Raw genomic sequence first — 21669 nt, 5'->3', positions numbered from 1 at the left:
TTTGGCATTTGACTGAAGGCTAACTGTCGCCTAATTTAACCATTCCTGCCCAAAACTTCAGCCATTTATCCAGTTTTGGACAATCTGCTTACCATGGTCAGTCAGAACACTTTCCGGGTGAAACTGCAGTCCTCTCACTTTATGCTTCTTGTGTCTTACCGCCATGATTTGCCCATCAGGGGTCTTGGCCGTAATTTCCAGGTCCTTGGACAGCGTTGGCTCATCGATCACCCAGCTATGGTACCTTCCGATTTTAAAGCTATTGGGCACTCCCTCAAAAAGCAGGTCTTCCTGTAATACTTTTATCTCAGAAGCGACCCCGTGTACCACTTCTGTCAGGTTGTTCAACCCACTTCCAAAAGCCTCCCCAATAGCTTGGTGGCCTAAACAAATACCTAGAATATCCTTTTTACTGGCATATTTCCTTAAGAGCTCGGGCATGATACCCGCATCGGCAGGAACTCCCGGCCCTGGCGACAGTAATATTTTGTCATAGGCAGCTACATCTTCCAAACGGATTTTATCGTTCCGGAAGACGTCCATCTCCGCCCCATACCCCAGCTCACGAACAATGTAAACCAAGTTATAAGTAAATGAATCGTAATTATCGAGTACTAGTATTTTCATGGTATCTTGATTGAAAGATTGAAAAATTTGAAAATTGAAAAATTGTTTATTTTCCAAGATCCATTTTCTTCACCTCATTTTTTATTGTTTTCAAATGCCTTTAAGTAATTGATAAACCCTTTAATTTCCTTCGAAATATTTAAAAGGCTTTCTTTTAAACCCCAATAGTCTTCTTCTTTTATCCTACCCGCTTTGTACAAAACAAATGCTTGGCTCCTTAACTCCCCTACTGAGCCTTTTGCGTACGCTAGAAATCGAATAAAATCCTTGTTATTATTATACTCAAAACCTTCTGCAATATTGTTTGATATTGAAATTACAGTCCCAATTAGTTGGTCTCTTGATTTAAAGTCTTTAGATAATGGCAACTCATCAGCTAAACCATAAACTTCTATTCCAATTTCAGCAGCATGCCTCCAAACATCCAATTCCTCAAAGCAGTCAATCTTTGCCATAATTTGCCAATCTTACAATTTTCAAATTTTTTAATCCATCAAACTTCCTCTTAAACTTCTTCGGCGGCTTTGAGGGCGACGCGTAGGGCTTGCAGTTTGTTGGTGACTTCTTGGAGTTCGCTTTCGATGGAAGATTTGGCTACCACCCCTGCTCCAGCCTGTAGGCGTAGCTGGTTGTTTTCTGACACAAAGGACCTGATCAGGATGGCATGGTTAAAGTCACCATTGAAGCCTAGGAAACCTATCGCCCCTCCGTAGAACTTGCGGCTGGTATTTTCTAGCTTGTCGATAATCTCCATGGCCCGGTATTTTGGAGCACCCGAAAGCGTCCCCGCAGGGAAGGTATCGGCTACCAGCTGAAGTGGATTGGCTGTTTCAGGCAATATGCCCGTTACTTTGGACACCAAGTGAATCACATGCGAGTAATATTGAATCTCCTTAAACACCTCTACCTCTACTTTTTCCGATGACCTGCTCAAGTCATTTCTAGCCAAATCCACTAACATCACATGCTCTGAATTCTCTTTGGGATCATCGTAAAGTTTGGTGGCCAATTCGGCGTCTGCCAGATCATTCCCGGTTCGCTTAAAGGTTCCCGCAATGGGATAAATCGTTGCTTTCCTGCCTTTTACCACAATCTGGGCTTCAGGAGAACTGCCGAAAACCTTATAAGAACCGTAATCAAAATAAAACAAATACGGCGATGGATTGACAGACCTCAATGCACGATAGACATTGAACTCATCTCCCTTAAATCCAGTGGTGTAGCACCTGGACAGCACTATCTGGAACACATCTCCCTTGAAGCAGTGCTCCCGCCCTTGACGAAGGATGTCCAAAAATTCATTATCCGTGTAATTTGAGGTCTCTTCCCCATCTACCTTAAATGAATAAGTGGGGATATTGCGGTTGTTCAGCAGTGTTTCGATTTCTTTTACCCGGTCATCCTCCCCATTGATATGGTAGTCAAAAATGTGGAGCTCATTCTTAAAATGATCTACCACAATGACATTCTTATAGACCGCATAAAAAGCCTGTGGCACGTTGGATTCCTTGGTGTTTTCGAGCGTAATGTCTTCAAAACTCCCCACAGTATCATACTGCATATACCCAAAGAGGCCATTGGTGATGAATTTGAAATCATTGGATTCCTCTTCAAACCTGGACGAAAAGGCCTTCAGTTTATCCACCAATTTCTCTCCCCTTTGTAAGTCATATTGGTTTTTCTCTTCCTCCGGGAAAGTTTCCTTCACGGCCTTTCCATCAAAGGAAAAAGTAGCCATAGGATTGAAGCAGATGTAGGAATAACTGTTGTCCTGCCCATGGTAGTCCGAACTCTCCAGTAGAATGGGGTTTTTGAATTTGTCCCTTACTTGCAGGTAAATACTTACTGGCGTGATCGTATCTGCCAGTAATTTCTTATACCTGGTGTTGATTTTAAAGTGTTGTCTTGTGTCCATGGTTAAAACTTCGGATAAAATAAAAAAGGCTTACTGGGGAATTCCAGCAAGCCTTATATGGTAATATTTTCACGCTTAAATATTAGGCAATGGTCAGCTGTTCTCCCCTGTCAGAAGTTCTGTTTGCCACCACCAATATTGAGTATTAAATCGTTTCATGTTTTTTTACTTGAGGCAAATATAAAAATGGATTCTATTTGCAAAAAACATTTACTATAAAATTTCACAAAAATATTTGTCTTCTCTCTTGACGGTAGGGCAAACACATTTTAAAAAGCTACCTTTGTCCAATTAATAATCAGTTACTTAATTATATGGAGAATCTTCCTAAATATTATAAAAGAACTTTTGATGATTATAAAGTCCTTGTAAAAGTGAATCCAGCTGACTTTACAGGCATAGAGCTCATCATACACCCCGATGGCAAAATTGAAAAGACCATCATGGAATTCGATGACGAAATCTATGATGATCTTAAAGTGGACGAATTTGAGTCCTGTAGCCCTTTGGAATTTAACATGTACCTAAAAGGGCTGGCTTAGTTGTAGTGTTACTACTGTTCCTGATCTTCTTTAGGAGCAGTTTTTTTATTCCAATAAGGAGGAAGTTCTTTTTCTTCCAATTTGATCAAGCGCTCATCTTCGAAAGTTGCAAGGAGATAAAATCGCTCGTCCCTTACCACCCGATAGGTCTTCTGGGTACCTTCTAAGTTACTGATCACGGCTTCTGGATGGATTTTAAGAAAATCACTCTCTTCCATACCTACTTTGTAATTGGAGGTTCCTTTCATCGAAGAACAGCTGCCTACGAAAAGTGCAATCAACAAAACGGGCAGTACAAATAACAATTTTTTCATAATACTATAATTTTTAATCAATGAAATAGTTACAATAATATTGCCAAAGATTTTTATGGTTGACTTAGAAGGCTTTAATCTGACAAAGAATTTATTTTGGCCTGGAGTTTTGTACGGGAAAGTTTTTGGCGTACCTTTGTACTCAAGCGGCACGACCAGCTCCTGCCAAATCCCCCAGGTCCGGAAGGAAGCAAGGGTAGGCGGTTGTAGCGGTGCGATGCCGCTTCTTTTTTGCCTCTTTTTATAAATGTAAAAAATACATTTATAATTTTTAACCATCTTTCAAAATAAACACCTAACTTTACCACTCTAAAGGAATTTATCAAGTAGCTATTGCTTTCACAAGGGAAGCAATGCGCGTTCTTTTAGCGTTTTACCTAGAAATTTAGTAAGAGTAACAGATTGTATTCATAGCTATTGTCGGTCAACATCGGCGATGGCCAACCATAATTCATCAAAACCAAAAAACCGTTTTACAAATGAAATTCTTTATTGACACCGCCAATCTCGATGAAATCAAAGAAGCCTATGACCTGGGCGTACTGGATGGTGTGACCACCAATCCTTCCCTGATGGCCAAAGAAGGCATCACTGGAGATGATAATGTAAAAGCTCACTATAAAGCCATTTGTGACATCGTAGATGACAAGGTAAGTGCCGAGGTGATTTCCACCGATTTTGACGGCATGATCAAAGAAGGTAAAGAACTTGCCAAAATTGACGACAAGATTGTTGTAAAAGTCCCTATGATCAAGGATGGGGTGAAAGCGATCAAGTACTTCAGTGAGGAAGGTATCCGCACCAATTGTACCTTGGTTTTCTCTCCAGGACAAGCCATTCTCGCCGCCAAAGCAGGGGCTACCTATCTATCCCCTTTTATTGGACGACTGGACGACATCGCTTTTGATGGACTTGAACTGATCGAGCAAATCGTTCACATTTATGCCAATTATGGCTATGATACACAAGTATTGGCTGCTTCTGTGCGACATACCATGCACTTGATAAAATGTGCCGAAATCGGCGCAGATGTGGTGACTTGTCCGCTTAATGTTATCACTGGTTTGCTAAACCACCCCCTTACTGATGCTGGCCTCGCCAAGTTCTTGGCAGACCACGCCAAAGCAGCGGGAAAGTAATTTATCAAAACTTTATATTTTTCCACCATCCTGCCGTCAATTGATGTGCGGGGTGGTGGTTTTTTTAATTCCTCATTTTAAATTGATATAATATTTTTATCTCATGGCGTTATCATTTAAATTTCGCCTTCATAACACAGCTATTCAATTACATGTATATTATTAAGGTCAAGGGCAAAGCAAAGATTCCGGATTACATTCAAATCAGGGACGAAAACTTTGTGCTTATTGCCTATTTTAGAGCCGACCGTCCGCTCAAAAACCTGGAAAAATACGGTTTGGAAGGCAAAGAAGAAGAAATGGAACGCTTGATCAAAGCGCTTCCTTTTGGTAAATTACAAAAGCTAGAATTCTAAAAATATGGTATTTTCCAGCGAACCTGTTGTCCGCCTTGACAAAGCCTGCGTCTTCCAAGGCATTACGGCTATTTTACAAGATGTGTCTTTTGACATTGATAAGGATGAATTTGTTTTTCTTATCGGAAGGACCGGCAGCGGTAAAAGTTCCCTCCTAAAAACGCTCTATGCCGATCTACCACTGAAGATGGGCTATGGCAAAATCGTTGGATACGACCTTCAAAAGATCAAAACCAAAGAAGTCCCTTTCCTCCGCAGAAAACTTGGCATTGTGTTTCAGGACTTTCAGCTCTTTACCGATAGGACTGTCGCCGAAAACCTCTACTTCGTCATGCGTGCCACAGGCTGGAAGGATAAGTCCAAGATGAAAACCAGAATGGTAGAAGTGCTCATGCGCGTCGGACTGGGCGGTGCAGCGACCAAAATGCCCCATCAGCTCTCCGGCGGCGAACAGCAGCGGGTGGTCATTGCCCGTGCCCTGCTCAACCATCCTTCTATTCTCCTGGCCGATGAACCTACTGGAAATCTTGACCCCGAAGTGGCCGACGGTATCTTTAAACTCTTTCAAGAAATCAACAAACAGGGAACTGCGGTACTTATGGCCACCCATAACCATGATTTGCTCAACAAGTACCCCTATAGGATTCTTAAATGCGAAAAAGGAAAACTGCTGGATTCAAAAACCAGTGAGATCGTAACGTAATAGGTATAATTCCGTCAGCATTTCATCCATCAGTCTTCATAATGGCCATAGGCAGAAATGACGGTAACAACAATCTTCTTACCGTCAATTGTATAAACCAAACGGTGCTTCTTATTTATCCTTCTCGACCAATAACCGGAAATATGTTTGAGCTTCTCCGGTTTTCCAGTTCCGGTTTCAGGATGATATTCAAGTTCATCCAACAGCTGATCTAACTTGTCCAACAATCTTTTGTTTCCAGACTTTATATGCCGCTTGATATCCTTAAGTGCCCTTTCAGTAAAGTCCACTTCAAAGTTCATCGCCCAAGCATTTTTTTCCGCTCTTCTTTGGTCATTTTAACAACTCTACCTGCTTCATAGTCTGCAATTCCCTCCCTCACATGAGCCATGACCTTAGGATCCATAAAATACTCATCTGACTCACTCACTGGAGAAAGTACATACGCTTTGTCTTTTCCTCTCTGAATGATGATATGCTGGTCATTATCCACCATGTCCAGGTATTTTTTCTGATTGTCCCGAAATTCTCTTGAACTGATTACTAACATATTGCTCTAATTTAAATGTACCATATAAGGTACACAAAAATAAAGATATTAGTTCAACAAACACACATACAACCCCCAATAAAAAATCAACTTATTCCCTTAAGTGTCAATCACTACGACCACACAAACCTACTCTATCTGCGACAACACCAACCAAGCTTCTTCAACCTTGTCTTCTTTCAGCAGTTCTCTGGCATGCTCATGGAAATGAAAGACCAAGCTCTCTCTGTCATTTTGAAACCTGACCAACATCTCCTTAATTTCTGGCCGCGTAGCGTAATCTTGGACAGCCCCCTCTTCAGGAAGAGCTTCTACATTCCCCAGCTTCCCCAGGTCATTCCCTGTCAAGACCACACTCAGTCGTACATTTTTCGGAAGCTGGTCGATCCCTAAGCCCTTTGTTTTGACAGGTTTTTTGACTTTGAAAAGCGCATCGCCACTGGCCCTGCAATACCAATCTCCCCCCATCCTGGCCACCGTATCCAATTTGGCAGGGGCAATCTCCCCTTCTTCATTCAGAATAGCCTCATCAACATGCGCCAGAAGAATCTCACAAATCACCAAATTGGCCGCACCGCCCTCCTCCCCAATCGACACAACATCGATTACTTTACATTCAAAGGCAACTGGTGCCTCCTCGACCCGGGGAGGTCTTACGGCGACGGATCTTGCTTCGGTCAGCCCAGCTTTCACAAATTCATTGATCCCCTTTTCATATTCCGTGCTGGCCAAAGACATTTGCTGGACCATCGCATAGTTGACGATATTAATGACCACTTCAGGCACTTCCCTCACGTTTTCCAAGGTGTGTTTGGTAGTATTGTCCCGAACCCTTCTGGATGGGGAAAACACCACCACGGGAGGATTCGAACCAAAGGCATTAAAAAAGCTGAACGGGCTCAGGTTGACCTGGCCAGCACTGTCCATACTGCTCACAAAGGCAATGGGGCGAGGAGCGATGGCACCCAGCATGTGGCTGTGAAACGCGGCCACAGAAACTTTTTTTGGATCTATTGTTTTTATCATATGTGCACGATCAAATGTGATCCTTACAAACTAAATCTCCCGCTACTAAATAGAAATATTTAACTTTGGGAGAAATATTATAGTTATAACACTATAATTTAAGGAAAGATCACCTTAAAAAAAATAACCTAACCCTAGCCTAATGAAGCGCATCCTTTTAAAGCTGTTCTTACTGATCTTGGTCATCATGTCTGGTATTCGCCTTGTCCATGCGCAGCGAATATCCGGCAGCTCTACCTTAACAATAGACGATAACCTGGACGAACGTATTTTTTCTATCTCCCAGCTGGAATTTTTCGAGGACTCCACCAATATGCTGGAATTCAGCGATATTGTCCAGCCTGATTTTCAAGACAACTTCAAAATCCGCCCCTCTTTTAACAAGAATAAATTCAACATTGACAATACCTATTGGGTGAAGCTCTCCATAGACAAAACTCCAAAAAGCTCGAAAAAATGGCTAATGGAATTCTATGACCAGACGATCGATGTGGTGGAGGTATATGTCCCAAATAATGAAGGAGGACACGACAAGATACTTATGGGGGATGCCATCCCTTTTGGTTCCAGGAATTTCAAGCATAAGAACTTTGAACTGTTAATCAATAATACCAGTGAAGGGATCAGCAACTATTACGTCAAAATCCAGTCCCACCAAAAAGCGGATATACGCATCGCCATCCGCTCTGTCAATCGCTTTATCTATTATGCCCTAAACGAATATTTTGCATACGGAGTCTTTTACGGCATGATCCTGATCATTGGTCTTTATAACCTGCTAGTCTATACGGTGATTCGAGAGACCAAATACCTCTATTACACCTTCTATCTCATCAGCGTGGGCATATATGCCCTTAGTGTAGATGGCATCGCGTTCCAGTATTTATGGCCCAATTCACCCGAATGGAACCAAATCGCCAATGGTGTCTTTAGCTTCTCCATCGTCCTTTGGGCGATCCTGTTCTCGATCAAGTTTCTAAATACACGGTTCAGGTCCCCTAGCATCCACAAAGTCCTGATCACCATATTGGTGATCAAATCGGTTATTTTCCTCATTGCCCTGTTTTGGGATCCTAAGCTATTTGAGATCAGGTACTATGACATCATTCCCTTCTTTTTTATCTTCTTTGCAAGCATTTACATCTGGTCCAGAGGATATAAAGTAGCCCGGTTTTTCGTGATTGCCTATGGTGTGCTATTTATCGGGGTAGTAGTCAAAGTATTGGTCAATGCCGCCATTATCCCCCATATGACACTGGTCTATTATAGCCTCCACTTGGCATTTCTAGTGGAGATGCTATTGCTGACATTTGCCTTGGGAGACCGCATCCAAATCCTAAAGGACAATAGGGACCGGGCAATGCGCAGAACCATCCGGCAAATGGAAGATAACTTTGCCCTCAAAGAAAAAGTCAATCGGGAATTGGAGATCAAAGTAAGCGAAAGGACCAAAGAGCTGGCACATAAAAACAAGCTTTTGGAAGAATACAACCAACAGCTGACCGAAAAAGATGAAGAAATCAAGCGCATCAATTCCCTCTTGGATAGGGACAACTGGAAACTGAAAAGCAGTATCAAGGAATCCTTCCAGGCAAGACTTAGCAACAAACTCCTTTCTTTTGAGGAATTTCAGCGCATCTTCCCTGATCAATCTGCCTGCCTACGCTATCTGGAAGAATTCAAATGGGGGCAAGGTTATGAATGCAGGCAATGTGGAAACCATAAAAGCTCCAAAGGCCCCAAACTCTTCACCAGAAGATGCTCTAAATGTGGTCATATTGATTCGGTCACCGCTGGTACCATTTTTCACGGCGTCAAATTCCCGCTCGAAAAAGCATTCTATATCACTTATGAGCTGATTGCAAACACGGAAAAAAGAACATTGGAACAATTGGCAGAATTGCTGGAACTTCGCAAAAACACAGTTTGGAATTTCCGAAAAAAGACCCGCCAAAACATCGAAGCCCACAATATCCAAAACCCACATTGGAATGATATCCTGATCATGGCTGAGGAAAAAGTAAACGGGAAGAAATAAGAATCAAGAAGTGGTCAGATCGTATTGAGTATGGAGACGGTTGTGCTAGTGTCAAGTCAAACCTAAACTTACGTGCAATCCGGTGCTCGCATGAGCATACCATCCAATTTAGTATTTTACCGTTACGGTTCTCTACCAAACACCCTCATATAAAAGAATAAAGCACTTTTTATTGATACTAAACCATGAATTTGGTTACTAATTTCGTCGCTAAATCCCTTCTTAAAGCACCAAGAATTTAACATTTTTTAGCCTTCTCATTTTTCTTTCCCATACCTTTTCGACATCAAACGCTGCAAAATGCAAACGTTTGAATTTCACCTATTCTAAAACCCAAAATATTAACACTTATGATTAAGCTTTTACGCATAAGTAAGGAATCATGGAAACCCAAAGCGTCTTTTTTCGGGAAATTTTCCATGGTGTTGGTTTTTGCCATCTGGGCCATGTCCGGATCAGCTACAGCCCAAGACACGGAAGTCACAGGGACTATTATAGATCCCAGTGGTGAGCCAGTCCCCGGTGTCAATATCCTTGAGCAAGGCACCAGCAATGGCACCATCACAGACTTGGATGGTAACTACACACTCACTGTCAGTTCACCTGATGCCACTTTAAAATTTTCCTTTATAGGCTTTGAGCCCCAAACCATCGCCCTAAATGGCAGATCTCAACTGGACATCACCCTCCAAGAGGAGCTGACAGGCCTGGACGAAGTGGTCGTCATCGGCTATGGTGCACAGACCGAAAAGGAAATGACTTCTGCCATCACCACCCTAAAGACCGAAGACCTGGTCAAAACGCCAAGCTCTAACGCTATGCAGTCCCTGCAAGGAAAAGTAGCCGGTGTCCAGATCGTCAGCAAAGGCGCTCCCGGAGCTTCTCCGACTGTACGGGTCAGGGGTATCGGATCCTTTGAAGGCGGGGGAGCACCGCTTTATGTAGTGGACGGAATGTTCTTTGACAACATCGACTTCCTAAACTCCAATGACATCAAAACCCTTTCCGTATTAAAAGATGCCTCTGCATCTGCCATTTATGGTGCCAGAGCTTCCAACGGGGTCGTACTGATCGAGACCAATTCTGGTGAATACGAACAGGAAGCAGAAATCGTCTATGATGGATACTACGGCGTGCAAAACCCTCAAAATGTCCTTCAGATGGCCAATAGCCAGCAATTTGTCCAATACGTCAATGAAACGGGCTCTGCACCGGACAGGGAATTTGTCGATAACGCCATGCAGTTTTATGGCAGAAGCCGCTTGGATCCCAGCATCCCTGCGGTAAATACGGATTGGTACAATGAGATCATGAGCCCAGCACCCATCCAAAACCACACCCTCACCTTCTCTGGCGGTAGTACCAAAACCCGGTACTCCGTGGGCGGCAGTTACTTTAGCCAAGACGGTCTCCTAAATGAAACCAGAAACGAGTATGAACGGGTAAACATCCGAGCAAACATCGACTCCAAGGTAAAAGAGTGGATCACCGTGGGCGGTAACTTTACGTTCAGCACCGCCAAACAATTCATTGGTTCAGATGCGGCTTGGTTCAATGCCTATTTTGCCGTACCCATTTTGCCCAAATATGATGAGGAATTTGGCGCCTCGCCGGTGCCACTGTCCAATGCCCAACGACTTGGCTATAGGGGAAGACAAAACCCCTTCTATCCATTGCTATACAATGACAGTAGGAATAAGGTCAATAAAATCAATGGGAACCTCCATGCAGAGCTCACCTTCATTCCAGATAAATTGACCTTCAGGTCCGCATACAATTATAAGCTGAACATGATCAATGCCCGCAATGTCAACTTCGCTTACAATGATGGGGTACTGGATCCACTATCCGGAATTTCAAGATCTAACCAAACCTACTTTGACCAGATCATCGACAATTACCTTACTTATAAGGATTTCTTCGGAGACCATGGCATTACAGCTACCCTTGGACAGTCCTTCAGAAGTGAAACCTACGAAGTGCTCAGCGGCAATCGTAATGACCTGGATCCAAACCCTACCTTTGGCAATGAAGAGCTCTGGTACCTGAACAATGGCCAAGCCAACGACATCAACACCGTCTCAGATGGTGGCAGTCGGATTTTTTACCTGTCCTTCTTTGGTAGATTAGCCTATAACTACAAGGAAAAATACCTGCTTTACGCTACTTACCGTCAGGACAACTACAATAAATTCCAAGTGGACAGTGAAGACTTTTTCACCCTCGGTGCCGGCTGGGTGGCGACGGAGGAAGAGTTCTTCGATGTAAAAGGCATTGACTTTCTAAAATTCCGTGCTTCGTGGGGACAGCTAGGTAACGATGGCATCAATCCGTCCGTCGGCCAACCTACACTGCAAAGCACCAACAATGCTTTTAACGATGTACGAGTACCGGGATTCAGATTGGATCCTACCTATGATTTGATCGATAAGATAGAGACCACGGAAGAAACCAACTTTGGCGTTACCGCCAAATTCTTCCAAAACCGATTATCCCTGGAAGCAGATTATTATATCAGAAACACCCAAAGCCTCGCTGTGACCGTATTGCAGCCCTTATTTAGGGGATCCGTGCGAAGGAGCGTTGGTGAAATCCAAAACAAAGGCTTGGAGGTATCCTTAAACTGGGAAAACCAGGTCTCAGAAGATTTCTCCTATTTCATCGGCGGTAACTTTGCCACTTTGCAAAACACTGTAAAAGGACTTGGTGGACCTGAATACCTTAACTCCGGATCGGCTGAATTCCGTCAACGGTCCATCGTTGGCCAGCCATATCAGGCATTTTACGGGTATGAAGTGGCAGGTGTCTTCCAAAATGAAGCGGACATCGCCAATAGCGGCTATTCAGAGCAGTTTTTGTCAGAAAATGACCTGGTACCAGGGGACTTTATGTTTAAAGACCAAAATGGTGATGGTCTCATCAATGACCTTGACCGAGTAGTATTGGGATCCTATTTACCCGATCTCACTTATGGAGGAAACCTTGGCTTCCGGTACAAAAACCTTGACTTTTCGGTGCTGATCCAAGGACAATCTGGTCACAGCATCCTGAACAGAAAAAGAGGTGAAATGATCTTCACCAATGATACCAACATCGATGCCGACTTGGCAACCAACTTATGGAGAGGAGAAGGCACTTCCAACAAGTACCCTTCTGCTGCCGGCCTGCGCAAAGGGTGGAACCAAAATTTCAGCAACTATTTTGTGGAAGACGGTTCTTTCTTCAGGGTGCAGAACGTACGCATGACCTACTCACTGTTAAACAAAGAAGTGATGGGAGTGATTATGCCCGAAACGCGCATTACCCTGACAGCAGAACGGCCATTGACCATTTTCAATTATAATGGTTTTAACCCAGAGGTGGACAATGGCATTGATCGTCAGACCTATCCTATCCCTGCTGTATATACCCTGGGATTAAATGTCAAGTTCTAAAACCCATAACCCAAGAACAGTCATGAAAATATTTCAATATAAACTGATCACATTGGTCACGGTTTTATGCCTGATGACCACCTTTTCCTGTAGCGAATACTTGGATGCACCGCTGGAAAACCAGATTCTGGCCGAAGGAACCGATTATTCCCAATCCCAAAACATGGTCCTGATGCTGAACGGTGCTTATGCTGAGCTCTATGGATTTCAATGGGAAACTTTCCCCCTCATCTCTGTACGCGGTGATGATGCCAATCCTGCAGGTGACCAGGAACCCCTATTCGGAACCGACACCTATGATTATGACAGGAGTTTCTGGATTTATAATTCCACTTGGTTAAACATGTATTCCGATATCATCTACTGGAATGGTGCCATGGAAGAAATCCAGAAATACCAGGAAGCAGGTGCCGATGCTGCCAGAGCTTCACAATACATCGCTGAAATACAGGTCATGAAAGGCTATAACCTGCTTCAACTGGCAAGGCTATGGAACAACATCTTAATCCCTGAAGGTTCTGATCCCAATGCACTCTACGATGTGGAGCTCACCGCTTTCAATGATGTGATGCAATACATTTCTGACATGATGGATCAAGCCATGCCCAATCTACCAAACGTGCACCCCAACCAACGTTCGGATATCCGGGGAGGTGTGACCCGTTACACGGCACTGGCCATAAAAGCCTTGGCCAACCTGGAAATGGAAAATTACCAAGGTGCTGCAGATGCCACCGGAGCGATCATCGAAAGTGGGGAATTTATGCTGGAAACGGATTATTATCAGCTTTTCAAAATCCCTGGAAAACTAAACAATGAGAACATCCTGGAATTCCAATACTCTGATTACGGTGCTGAAAGTGGTACATCCGACAGGTTCCCTTGGCAAGTATATGGCCCCCAAGCGGTGGGCTGGCAACCTGCCGTACCTGGATCAAGTGGCGGATGGGGTTTTTGGGAGCCCACGGAAAAATACGTCAAGTTTATGCTGGACCGAAACGACAGAAAGCGACTGCAGACCACTGTACTCTTTACCCCTGATGGCATCAGTGACATTGAGTCGGACCCAGATTATGCGAACTTGCCCAACTGGGTCAGCAATGTCACTCCTGATGGTGATGTGTTTGGTAATGCGCCGCGGTACCGTTTCCTAAGCGGCAAACACTACTTGCCCACCACACAGTTGACGCCGGGTCGTTTTAACTACGGCGAAAACAAAAACATGATTGCCATTCGATACGCCGAAATCCTTTTGGTACATGCAGAAGCATTGGTAAGTGGTGCCTCCAGCAGTGTCATGTCTGCAGATGAAGCAGTCAATGCCGTGCGGTCCAGGGCGAACCTTGGTTCGCTGAGCGGGGTAACGCTGGATGAGGTATTGAATGAAAAATTCGCAGAATTCGGCATGGAATGGGGCGTGCGCTTCTTTGACCTGGTAAGGCATGATCGTACCAGCGAACTAAACTATGGCGGCAGGACTTTCCAAGAAGGTGACAGGTTCTTGCCTTACCCGCTGGATCAGCAGGATATTCTTCCCCAGCTGCAAGACGCCAGTAACCAATAAATGCAGGTAAAACACAAACCCAAAAGACATGAAATTAACTTCTAAAATAATTATGATAGGTCTGCTGGCAACGAGTTTTGCCTGTGAAGACGGATATATAGATGAAATCCAACCCAAACCGGCAGGAGTGGACGAGATGCCTCCTGAGGTAACCATCAACTTTCCCGAAGAAGGCCCCCTCACTTGGGTGCCAGACGAAGTAATGTCCATCAACATCGATTTTGAGGTGATGGATGATATTGAGATTCAGGACATCATCGTGACACTCGATGGAGAGGGAATTGGCAGTTATGCTGATTTTAAGGATTATAGAAATGCGTTTATCCAACTCCCATACGATAACCTCACCAATGGTGACCATACGTTGACGGTCACGGCCAATGACCTTTCTGGAAAAACGACCACCAGTACGGTGGAATTTGAAAAACCTGAAAACTATGTGCCGCTTTACGAAGGGGAAATCTTTTACATGCCCTTTGATGACCAGTACCTGGAATTGGTCAGTGTAAGTGAAGCCTCCATCGTGGGAAATCCGGGTTTTGCTGGTGAAAGTGCTTCCGGTGCCAATGCTTATGCCGGTGCAACGGATTCCTACCTGACTTTTCCTACGACGAACCTGACCAATGATGCCTTCAGTGCGTCGCTCTGGTACAAGGTCGATGCCGATCCCAACAGGGCTGGCATCCTGGTCATCGGGCCACCTGACGAAGCCAACCCCGATGCACAAAACAATCGGACTGCAGGCTTTAGGCTCTTTAGAGAAGCGGCAGGAAGCAACCAGCGGATAAAGCTGAATGTCGGTAATGGTGGCGGAGAAAATTGGTTTGATGGCGGTGCTGCTGCTGACATCAATCCAAGTAGCGGAGAATGGGTACACATCGCCATCACCATTTCCGGGACTGAATGTGCCGTTTACCTCAATGGTGAACCTGTAAGCCAAGGGACTTACCCAGGCATTTCTTGGGAAGGCTGCGACATCATGTCCATCGGTTCCGGTGCGCCACGCTTTTCTGGATGGGGCCACCTCTCCGACAATAGCTACATCGATGAGCTCCGCATCTTCAACAAAGCCCTTACGCAAACAGAAGTGCAGACCATTCTGGATAACGAACAGCCGTAATATTTTACATATACCAGGAGGGTTTCAGCAATGGAGCCCTCCTTTCATCTCCTTTGTTTTTCAAAATCATACTAAAACCGTAACAAATAACCTGTGACAACGCAAAAGTCATATACAGCATCATTCCAGTACCTCAGTATGCCCAAATCGATTAGATTATACCTATTCATCTTATTTTTCACCTGCTTGGCTTCCTGTAAAAAAGATGAAGGGGCGATGGCATCATTTGAGCTTACCGGTGCTTATATTGGGGAAACTTCTCTTGATCCTAACGGCATCACTGAAGAAGTAGCTATTGACCGATCCATAAGCCTGTCCTTTTCCCAGCCTATCAGCGAAGCATCCGTTGCTTCGGCGGTATCGCTTAGTCAGGACAATGCCGACGTGGATTTTTCTACTCACCTCTTAACTGACCGTAAGACCCTTACCATTACCGTAATCGGAACGCTCGAAACGAGCACTACTTACCAACTCGAAATCGCAAACACACTTACTTCTACCAGTGGTGCTTCCTTTTCGGGTGCAGACTTTAGGTTTGAGACCATCTTGGGAGACTTGTCGATAACCTCCGCCATGATCCCAAGTAGTGACACCACCAGAGCGGGCAGGGTCCAGCAAGTCCCTGTAAATTTCTTGGGCACTTTTTCCTTTAACCATTCCCTCGACGAATCCACCCTGCAAGGGGCATTCACCTTGTCGGGACCTGCTTCACCAACTTTACAGTTTGAATTGAGCGACAATGATCACGCCGTGACCGTTAGGTCCAGTTCTCCGCTGACCTATCTCAGTCACTATACATTGAAAATCTCAGATGGGCTATACGGGGCTAACGGGGAGCAATTTGCAGGAATAAGCCGTGAATTTTATACCGAAATAGACGACACCCCCAAATTCCCGTCCTTATCAGAGGAAGCATTGCTCACCAAAGTACAAGAACAGACCTTTCGTTATTTCTGGGACTTTGCCCACCCTACCAGTGGTCTTTCACGGGAGCGGAACACATCTGGCAACACCGTAACCACAGGCGGATCAGGCTTTGGGCTGATGACGATAATAGTTGGTGTGGAGCGGGGCTTTATTACCCGAAAAGAGGCTGTTGCCAGATGGACCAAAATAGTGGACTTTTTGGCGACGGCCGATCGCTTTCATGGCGCTTGGCCACATTGGATGAACGGCGAAACCGGTAATACCATTCCTTTCAGCACCAAAGACAATGGGGGCGATTTGGTGGAAACGGCCTTTATGATCCAGGGACTATTGACCGTCAGGGCTTATCTCGACAATCATAACACAGCCGAAAATGAACTGATCGACAAAATCACTGCCCTCTGGGAAGCAGTGGAATGGGACTGGTACACCAAAGATGGAAGCAATATGCTCTACTGGCATTGGTCTCCAGATTATAATTGGGAGATGAACCTTCCCGTCCGAGGATACAATGAAAGCTTGATTGTATATGTCCTGGCAGCGGCTTCTCCGACGCATTCCATTGATAAAAGCGTTTATGAAACCGGCTGGGCACGGAATGGGGAAATAAAAAATGGCAACAGCTATTATCAACAGACCTTGCCCTTGGGCAATGATCTTGGTGGCCCGCTCTTCTTTGCCCATTATTCCTTCTTAGGGCTGGACCCAAGAAACCTGACCGACCAGTACGCCAATTATTGGGAGCAAAACCAAGCCCATAGCCGGATCAACCAAGCCTATTGTGTGCAAAATCCCAAGGGTTTCATAGGCTATGGGGAAAATATTTGGGGACTTACCGCTAGTGACAATCACAATGGCTACAGTGCGCATTCCCCCACCAATGACCTGGGCGTCATCACACCAACTGCTGCGCTTTCATCCTTTCCCTATACGCCGGAAAAATCCATGCAAGCACTTCAGTATTTCTATTATATACTTGGGGACAGGTTATGGGGTGAATATGGGTTTTATGATGCTTTCAACCTGACTGAAAGCTGGTATGCGGATTCCTATTTGGCCATTGATCAAGGCCCTATTATCCTCATGATCGAAAATCATCGGACGGGATTGCTTTGGGAAGTATTCATGAAAGATCAGGAAGTACAGAACGGCTTGGACCGGCTTGGCTTTAGTTACTGACCAAAGCATAAATTGTCATTACATGTAAAGACCACCAAATAGTGAATTGAGAAGAACAAAAATATACCACTATGAAAAGATATATCCTCATAATACTGGTCATCGGATGCTTCATAATGGCCTTTAAACCCTCAGGCAGCACACCAGAACCAAACGGAAACGATCCTTTTGTTCAAAAGGCCGATTCTGTCTTGGCCCTGATGACATTGGAAGAAAAAATCGGTCAGCTAAACCTACCTGCAGCAGGTGATTTCACCACAGGTCAAGCGTCCAGCAGCAATATTGCCGAAAAAATAAAAGCGGGCAAAGTCGGCGGGCTTTTTAACATCAAGACCGTAAAAAAAATCCGCGATGTGCAGCAGGTGGCCGTGGAAGAAAGCCGTTTGGGCATTCCGCTACTCTTCGGAATGGATGTAATCCACGGTTACGAAACCATTTTCCCCATTCCCCTAGGGCTATCATGCACTTGGGACATGGACCTGATCAAAAAATCTGCTCAACTAGCGGCAAAAGAAGCCAGTGCGGACGGCATCAACTGGACCTTTTCTCCCATGACGGACATCTCCCGCGAACCACGCTGGGGCCGCGTATCCGAAGGAAGTGGTGAAGACCCATATCTTGGTGCTCAGATTGCCAAAGCCATGGTAGAAGGGTACCAAGGCAATGACCTGAGCCTAAACAACACCCTGATGGCCTGCGTCAAGCACTTTGCCCTTTATGGAGCACCGGAAGCAGGCAGGGACTATAACACTGTGGACATGAGCCGACAACGGATGTACAACGAGTATTTCCCTCCCTACAAAGCTGCAGTGGATGCAGGTGTAGGCACGGTGATGACTGCTTTTAACGAAGTGGAAGGCATCCCCGCCAGTGCCAACAAGTGGCTGATGATGGATTTGTTGCGTCATGAATGGGGCTTTGATGGCTTCGTCGTGACCGATTATACCGCGATCAATGAAATGATCGCCCACGGAATCGGGGACCTCAAGGCCGTATCGGCCAAAGCACTGAAAGCAGGCGTGGACATGGACATGGTGGGCGAAGGCTTCTTGACCACCTTAAAGGCATCCCTCGAAGAAGGCATTATCACCGAAGCGCAAATAGACGAGGCTTGCAGAAGGATACTGATCGCCAAATTTAAACTTGGCCTATTCGAAGATCCCTATCGCTATTGTGACCAAGAAAGGGCCGAAACAGAAATATTCAATGCTGAAAACAGGCAAATTTCCAGAGAAATTGCTTCCCAGTCTTTTGTGCTTATGAAAAATGAAGGGGAAGTATTGCCCCTGAAAAAAAATGGCACCATAGCCCTGATCGGGCCAATGGCAGACAATGCAGAAAACATGACCGGTACATGGAGTGTCGCCGGAAGGTTTAAGGAGTCTGTTTCCCTCAAGCAGGGTATCCAAAATGCCGTCGGAAATGATGTGAAGATCGTAGAAGCCCGTGGGGCCAATGTAGTGGCCGACTCCCTCTTGGAATCCCGGGTAAGTGTCTTTGGTAAACCTACCTACCGGGACCACAGGCCCGAGGAGGAATTGATCCAAGAAGCCGTAGAAGCTGCAAAAGAAGCCGATGTCATCGTGGCTGCCATGGGTGAATCTGCCGAAATGAGCGGAGAATCGTCCAGCCTAAGCACCATCGATTTACCCGCCAACCAGCGTAGGCTGCTTAAAGCATTGGCCGAAACAGGCAAGCCGATCGTCATGGTGCTGTTTACCGGACGTCCATTGGCCATCCAGTGGGAAAAGGAAAACATCCCATCCATCCTCAATGTCTGGTTTGGAGGAAGTGAAGCTGGAGACGCCATTGCCGATGTGCTGTTCGGTGAGGTAAATCCTTCTGGAAAATTGACCATGACCTTCCCACAAAACACAGGACAAATCCCCATTTATTACAACCACAAGAATACCGGCCGCCCCCTACCAGAAGGACAATGGTTCCAGAAATTTCGCTCCAACTACCTGGATGTGCCCAATGAACCATTATTTCCCTTTGGCTATGGACTTAGTTATACGGAATTTGAATATGGAGACCTTTCCCTAAGCACCGATCAGCTAAACGGAGACCAAACCCTTACCGCCAGCATTTCCCTTACCAATTCGGGGGAATTTGACGGCAAAGAAGTGGTTCAATTGTATGTTAGAGACTTGGTGGGCAGTATGACCCGGCCTGTCAAAGAGCTTAAAGGTTTTCAAAAGGTCTTCCTCAAAGCGGGAGAAACCAAAGAAATCAACTTTGAGCTGACCCAAGAAGACCTCAAATTCTATAACCACAGCTTGGATTTTGTGTTTGAGCCAGGAGAATTTGAAATCATGATTGGGACCAACTCCAGTGAAGTAAGTACTAAGAAGATTGATTGGAAAAATTGAAAGATTGTGGGACTGTTGGACGGTAGAATTGTAAGGTGGTACCATTGTGAAACCGGTGAACCAAAACATCATTCTTAATTCATCATTACTAACTCAACATTCTAAATTCATAATTCCCACCTCCTCATCAAGAAAACCTATAACCTTATTTGAAATGTTAAATAGAACTATACTATTATGGGTCTTTGGCTTGCTTCTTAGTATGCAGGTGTTTGGACAATCCGCAAAACCCAATATTGTGTTCATTCTTTCCGATGACCATCGCTATGATTTCATGGGGTTTACGGGAGCGGTACCCGGTCTCAAAACGCCCAATATGGACAGAATAGCTGCGGAAGGGGCGCACATGAACAACGCCTTTGTAAGTACTTCGCTCTGTTCTCCTAGCCGGGCATCCATCCTCACGGGACAGTATGCCCATACCCATACTATTGTGGACAATCAGGCTCCTTTGCCGGATGATCTGACCTTTTTTCCGCAATATTTGCAAGAAATGGGGTATAAAACCGGTTTTTTTGGCAAGTGGCACATGGGCAATACCGATGACATGCCCCAGCCTGGTTTTGACCAATGGGTGAGTTTTCGTGGTCAGGGCACCTATTATGATCCCGTTTTCAACATCAACGGCAAAAGGATTCCCCAACCAGAAGGAAGCTATACCTCCGATCTGCTGACCAACGAAGCGCTGAGCTGGCTGAACAGCCTTGAGGAAGAAGAGCCTTTCATGCTGTACCTTTCCCACAAGGCTGTTCATTCCGAATTTCAGCCTGCCAAACGGCACGAAGGGATGTACGACACCTTGCCCATTGTGACCCCACCTTCCATGTACCTGACCGCCACGGACAGCAGTAAATTTTACGGAGATATCATTCGGGCACCAGAGACCAAGGTAAACTATAAGGACATCCCCGACTGGGTGAGAAAACAACGATACAGCTGGCACGGCGTAGATTACATGTACCATGGCCAACTTCCTTTTAATGTTTTCTATAAAAGCTATTTGGAAACTCTTATGGCCTTGGACGAAAGTATCGGCCGGGTGATGGATTGGCTCGAAGAGGAGGGATTGGAGGAAAACACCATTGTGGTTTATATGGGAGATAATGGCTTCTCCTTTGGGGAGCATGGCCTGATCGATAAGCGGCATGCCTATGAAGAATCCATGAAGGTGCCCTTGCTGGTAAAATATCCCAAAATGGTAAAACCGGGAATCACCATTGACCAAATGGTGATGAACATTGACATCGCTCCCACTTTACTGGAAGTGGCCGGAATGAGCAGCACTCCTGAGCAGATGCAAGGAGAATCCTTCGTGCCACTTTTGGAGCAGAAGAAGGTGGACTGGCGCGAGAAAGTGTTTTATGAATACTATTGGGAAATGGCCTATCCTTCTACTCCCACGGTATTTGCCGTAAGGACAGATCAGTACAAGTACATCTTTAACCAAGGCGTCTGGGATATCAATGAACTCTACGACATCCAAAAAGACCCTTATGAGATGAACAACCTGATCAGGGACCCCGAATACAAGGACTTGAGTAAGCGACTTAGGAACGAAGTCTGGGACTGGCTGGAAAACACCGACGGAACCCAAATCCCGTTAAAACCTATCCGCCATCCCAAGCTCGACCATCGGTTCCAACGAACCTATTGATTAAATTGCTAAATGGTAAAATGGTAGCATTGAGAGATTGGAAAATTGTTTAGCCGTCCTTGTGAACGGAGAGTAACGGAGTGAAGCCATCTCGTCTTCGATAGCAGGGGTGGCCACATCATTCTTCCTTCCGATAACGAAAAAACGAAAGCAGATCAAGGACAATTCATTTCCAATTAAATCTCCGTACTCTTTGCGCATTCTGTGGT

Annotated in this window: 18 protein-coding genes and 1 other RNA gene; 12 read left to right on the top strand and 7 right to left on the bottom strand. The window is 45.1% G+C overall.

What is annotated here, in order from left to right:
• Positions 1-57: 57 nt before the first annotated feature.
• The 3 genes from FDP09_RS11535 to FDP09_RS11525 all read right to left on the bottom strand — a co-directional run bounded on the left by FDP09_RS11535 (position 58) and on the right by FDP09_RS11525 (position 2542).
• Positions 58-627 carry an anthranilate synthase component II gene (locus tag FDP09_RS11535; protein ID WP_137402810.1) on the bottom strand — a complete coding sequence of 190 codons (570 nt, stop codon included), beginning with the start codon at positions 625-627 and terminating at the stop codon, positions 58-60.
• A gap of 74 nt (positions 628-701) precedes the next feature.
• Positions 702-1082 (bottom strand): four helix bundle protein, encoded by a 381-nt coding sequence (locus FDP09_RS11530; RefSeq protein ID WP_137402809.1) that lies wholly within the window; start codon positions 1080-1082, stop codon positions 702-704.
• Positions 1083-1132: 50 nt separating this feature from the next.
• A complete protein-coding gene (locus FDP09_RS11525) occupies positions 1133-2542 on the bottom strand; it encodes an anthranilate synthase component I family protein (RefSeq protein ID WP_137402808.1) in 1410 nt (469 codons plus the stop codon).
• A gap of 314 nt (positions 2543-2856) precedes the next feature.
• Here FDP09_RS11525 and FDP09_RS11520 point away from each other — a divergent pair, with 314 nt between their 5' ends.
• Positions 2857-3084 (top strand): hypothetical protein, encoded by a 228-nt coding sequence (locus FDP09_RS11520; protein ID WP_137402807.1) that lies wholly within the window; start codon positions 2857-2859, stop codon positions 3082-3084.
• An 11-nt stretch (positions 3085-3095) separates the two neighbouring features.
• Here the strand turns inward: FDP09_RS11520 and FDP09_RS11515 are convergent, their stop codons facing one another.
• Complete coding sequence (locus FDP09_RS11515) at positions 3096-3398, bottom strand: hypothetical protein (protein WP_137402806.1); 303 nt, start codon at positions 3396-3398, stop codon at positions 3096-3098.
• A gap of 141 nt (positions 3399-3539) precedes the next feature.
• On the opposite strand from FDP09_RS11515, the gene ffs reads away from it, so the two are divergent.
• From ffs to FDP09_RS11495, 4 genes are all read left to right on the top strand, one after another.
• Positions 3540-3630: signal recognition particle sRNA small type (gene ffs / locus FDP09_RS11510), an RNA gene on the top strand.
• Positions 3631-3877: 247 nt separating this feature from the next.
• Positions 3878-4537, top strand: coding sequence for a fructose-6-phosphate aldolase (gene fsa, locus FDP09_RS11505; RefSeq protein ID WP_137402805.1), 660 nt, complete (start codon positions 3878-3880; stop codon positions 4535-4537).
• A gap of 152 nt (positions 4538-4689) precedes the next feature.
• Complete coding sequence (locus FDP09_RS11500) at positions 4690-4893, top strand: fructose-6-phosphate aldolase (RefSeq protein ID WP_112785342.1); 204 nt, start codon at positions 4690-4692, stop codon at positions 4891-4893.
• Positions 4894-4897: 4 nt separating this feature from the next.
• The gene (locus tag FDP09_RS11495) at positions 4898-5596 is read left to right on the top strand and encodes a cell division ATP-binding protein FtsE (protein WP_137402804.1); all 699 of its coding nucleotides are present in this window, start codon (positions 4898-4900) and stop codon (positions 5594-5596) included.
• A 29-nt stretch (positions 5597-5625) separates the two neighbouring features.
• Here the strand turns inward: FDP09_RS11495 and FDP09_RS11490 are convergent, their stop codons facing one another.
• The 3 genes from FDP09_RS11490 to FDP09_RS11480 form a co-directional block, all read right to left on the bottom strand.
• Positions 5626-5898: a Txe/YoeB family addiction module toxin gene (locus tag FDP09_RS11490; protein ID WP_112785340.1), complete on the bottom strand. Its 273-nt coding sequence runs from the start codon at positions 5896-5898 to the stop codon at positions 5626-5628.
• Positions 5895-6146 (bottom strand): type II toxin-antitoxin system Phd/YefM family antitoxin, encoded by a 252-nt coding sequence (locus tag FDP09_RS11485; protein ID WP_112786610.1) that lies wholly within the window; start codon positions 6144-6146, stop codon positions 5895-5897. Before FDP09_RS11485 ends, FDP09_RS11490 begins: the two co-directional genes overlap by 4 nt.
• Positions 6147-6275: 129 nt before the next feature.
• Positions 6276-7172 (bottom strand): flavin reductase family protein, encoded by an 897-nt coding sequence (locus FDP09_RS11480; RefSeq protein WP_137402803.1) that lies wholly within the window; start codon positions 7170-7172, stop codon positions 6276-6278.
• 142 nt (positions 7173-7314) lie between these two features.
• Here FDP09_RS11480 and FDP09_RS11475 point away from each other — a divergent pair, with 142 nt between their 5' ends.
• From FDP09_RS11475 to FDP09_RS11445, 7 genes are all read left to right on the top strand, one after another.
• On the top strand, positions 7315-9210 hold the full coding sequence (locus tag FDP09_RS11475; RefSeq protein ID WP_229683431.1) for a 7TM diverse intracellular signaling domain-containing protein: 1896 nt from the start codon (positions 7315-7317) through the stop codon (positions 9208-9210).
• A gap of 350 nt (positions 9211-9560) precedes the next feature.
• On the top strand, positions 9561-12644 hold the full coding sequence (locus tag FDP09_RS11470) for a SusC/RagA family TonB-linked outer membrane protein (protein WP_137402802.1): 3084 nt from the start codon (positions 9561-9563) through the stop codon (positions 12642-12644).
• Positions 12645-12666: 22 nt separating this feature from the next.
• A complete protein-coding gene (locus FDP09_RS11465; RefSeq protein ID WP_137402801.1) occupies positions 12667-14208 on the top strand; it encodes a RagB/SusD family nutrient uptake outer membrane protein in 1542 nt (513 codons plus the stop codon).
• Between the two features lie 28 nt (positions 14209-14236).
• The gene (locus FDP09_RS11460) at positions 14237-15328 is read left to right on the top strand and encodes a LamG domain-containing protein (RefSeq protein ID WP_137402800.1); all 1092 of its coding nucleotides are present in this window, start codon (positions 14237-14239) and stop codon (positions 15326-15328) included.
• Between the two features lie 216 nt (positions 15329-15544).
• Positions 15545-17434 carry a glucoamylase family protein gene (locus FDP09_RS11455; protein WP_229683432.1) on the top strand — a complete coding sequence of 630 codons (1890 nt, stop codon included), beginning with the start codon at positions 15545-15547 and terminating at the stop codon, positions 17432-17434.
• A 71-nt stretch (positions 17435-17505) separates the two neighbouring features.
• The gene (gene bglX, locus FDP09_RS11450; protein ID WP_137402799.1) at positions 17506-19806 is read left to right on the top strand and encodes a beta-glucosidase BglX; all 2301 of its coding nucleotides are present in this window, start codon (positions 17506-17508) and stop codon (positions 19804-19806) included.
• Positions 19807-19960: 154 nt separating this feature from the next.
• Positions 19961-21460, top strand: coding sequence for a sulfatase family protein (locus tag FDP09_RS11445; RefSeq protein ID WP_137402798.1), 1500 nt, complete (start codon positions 19961-19963; stop codon positions 21458-21460).
• Positions 21461-21669 lie beyond the last annotated feature (209 nt).

Origin of the sequence: Echinicola rosea, assembly GCF_005281475.1 — a bacterium.
Taxonomy (GTDB): Bacteria; Bacteroidota; Bacteroidia; order Cytophagales; family Cyclobacteriaceae; genus Echinicola; species Echinicola rosea.
The sequence above is the reverse complement of the archived record's forward strand: the minus strand, read 5'-3'. Positions and strand labels throughout refer to the sequence as shown.

Excerpts from the sequence above, each read along its gene's own strand:
- FDP09_RS11500 (WP_112785342.1), top strand. The coding sequence starts at position 4,690 with ATGTATATTATTAAGGTCAAGGGCAAAGCAAAGATTCCGGATTACATT.
- FDP09_RS11460 (WP_137402800.1), top strand. The coding sequence starts at position 14,237 with ATGAAATTAACTTCTAAAATAATTATGATAGGTCTGCTGGCAACGAGT.
- FDP09_RS11475 (WP_229683431.1), top strand. The coding sequence starts at position 7,315 with ATGAAGCGCATCCTTTTAAAGCTGTTCTTACTGATCTTGGTCATCATG.
- FDP09_RS11465 (WP_137402801.1), top strand. The coding sequence starts at position 12,667 with ATGAAAATATTTCAATATAAACTGATCACATTGGTCACGGTTTTATGC.
- FDP09_RS11455 (WP_229683432.1), top strand. The coding sequence starts at position 15,545 with ATGGCATCATTTGAGCTTACCGGTGCTTATATTGGGGAAACTTCTCTT.
- FDP09_RS11480 (WP_137402803.1), bottom strand. The coding sequence starts at position 7,172 with ATGATAAAAACAATAGATCCAAAAAAAGTTTCTGTGGCCGCGTTTCAC.
- FDP09_RS11535 (WP_137402810.1), bottom strand. The coding sequence starts at position 627 with ATGAAAATACTAGTACTCGATAATTACGATTCATTTACTTATAACTTG.
- FDP09_RS11520 (WP_137402807.1), top strand. The coding sequence starts at position 2,857 with ATGGAGAATCTTCCTAAATATTATAAAAGAACTTTTGATGATTATAAA.
- FDP09_RS11445 (WP_137402798.1), top strand. The coding sequence starts at position 19,961 with ATGTTAAATAGAACTATACTATTATGGGTCTTTGGCTTGCTTCTTAGT.
- FDP09_RS11495 (WP_137402804.1), top strand. The coding sequence starts at position 4,898 with ATGGTATTTTCCAGCGAACCTGTTGTCCGCCTTGACAAAGCCTGCGTC.
- FDP09_RS11515 (WP_137402806.1), bottom strand. The coding sequence starts at position 3,398 with ATGAAAAAATTGTTATTTGTACTGCCCGTTTTGTTGATTGCACTTTTC.
- fsa (WP_137402805.1), top strand. The coding sequence starts at position 3,878 with ATGAAATTCTTTATTGACACCGCCAATCTCGATGAAATCAAAGAAGCC.
- FDP09_RS11530 (WP_137402809.1), bottom strand. The coding sequence starts at position 1,082 with ATGGCAAAGATTGACTGCTTTGAGGAATTGGATGTTTGGAGGCATGCT.
- FDP09_RS11525 (WP_137402808.1), bottom strand. The coding sequence starts at position 2,542 with ATGGACACAAGACAACACTTTAAAATCAACACCAGGTATAAGAAATTA.
- bglX (WP_137402799.1), top strand. The coding sequence starts at position 17,506 with ATGAAAAGATATATCCTCATAATACTGGTCATCGGATGCTTCATAATG.
- FDP09_RS11470 (WP_137402802.1), top strand. The coding sequence starts at position 9,561 with ATGATTAAGCTTTTACGCATAAGTAAGGAATCATGGAAACCCAAAGCG.
- FDP09_RS11485 (WP_112786610.1), bottom strand. The coding sequence starts at position 6,146 with ATGTTAGTAATCAGTTCAAGAGAATTTCGGGACAATCAGAAAAAATAC.
- FDP09_RS11490 (WP_112785340.1), bottom strand. The coding sequence starts at position 5,898 with ATGAACTTTGAAGTGGACTTTACTGAAAGGGCACTTAAGGATATCAAG.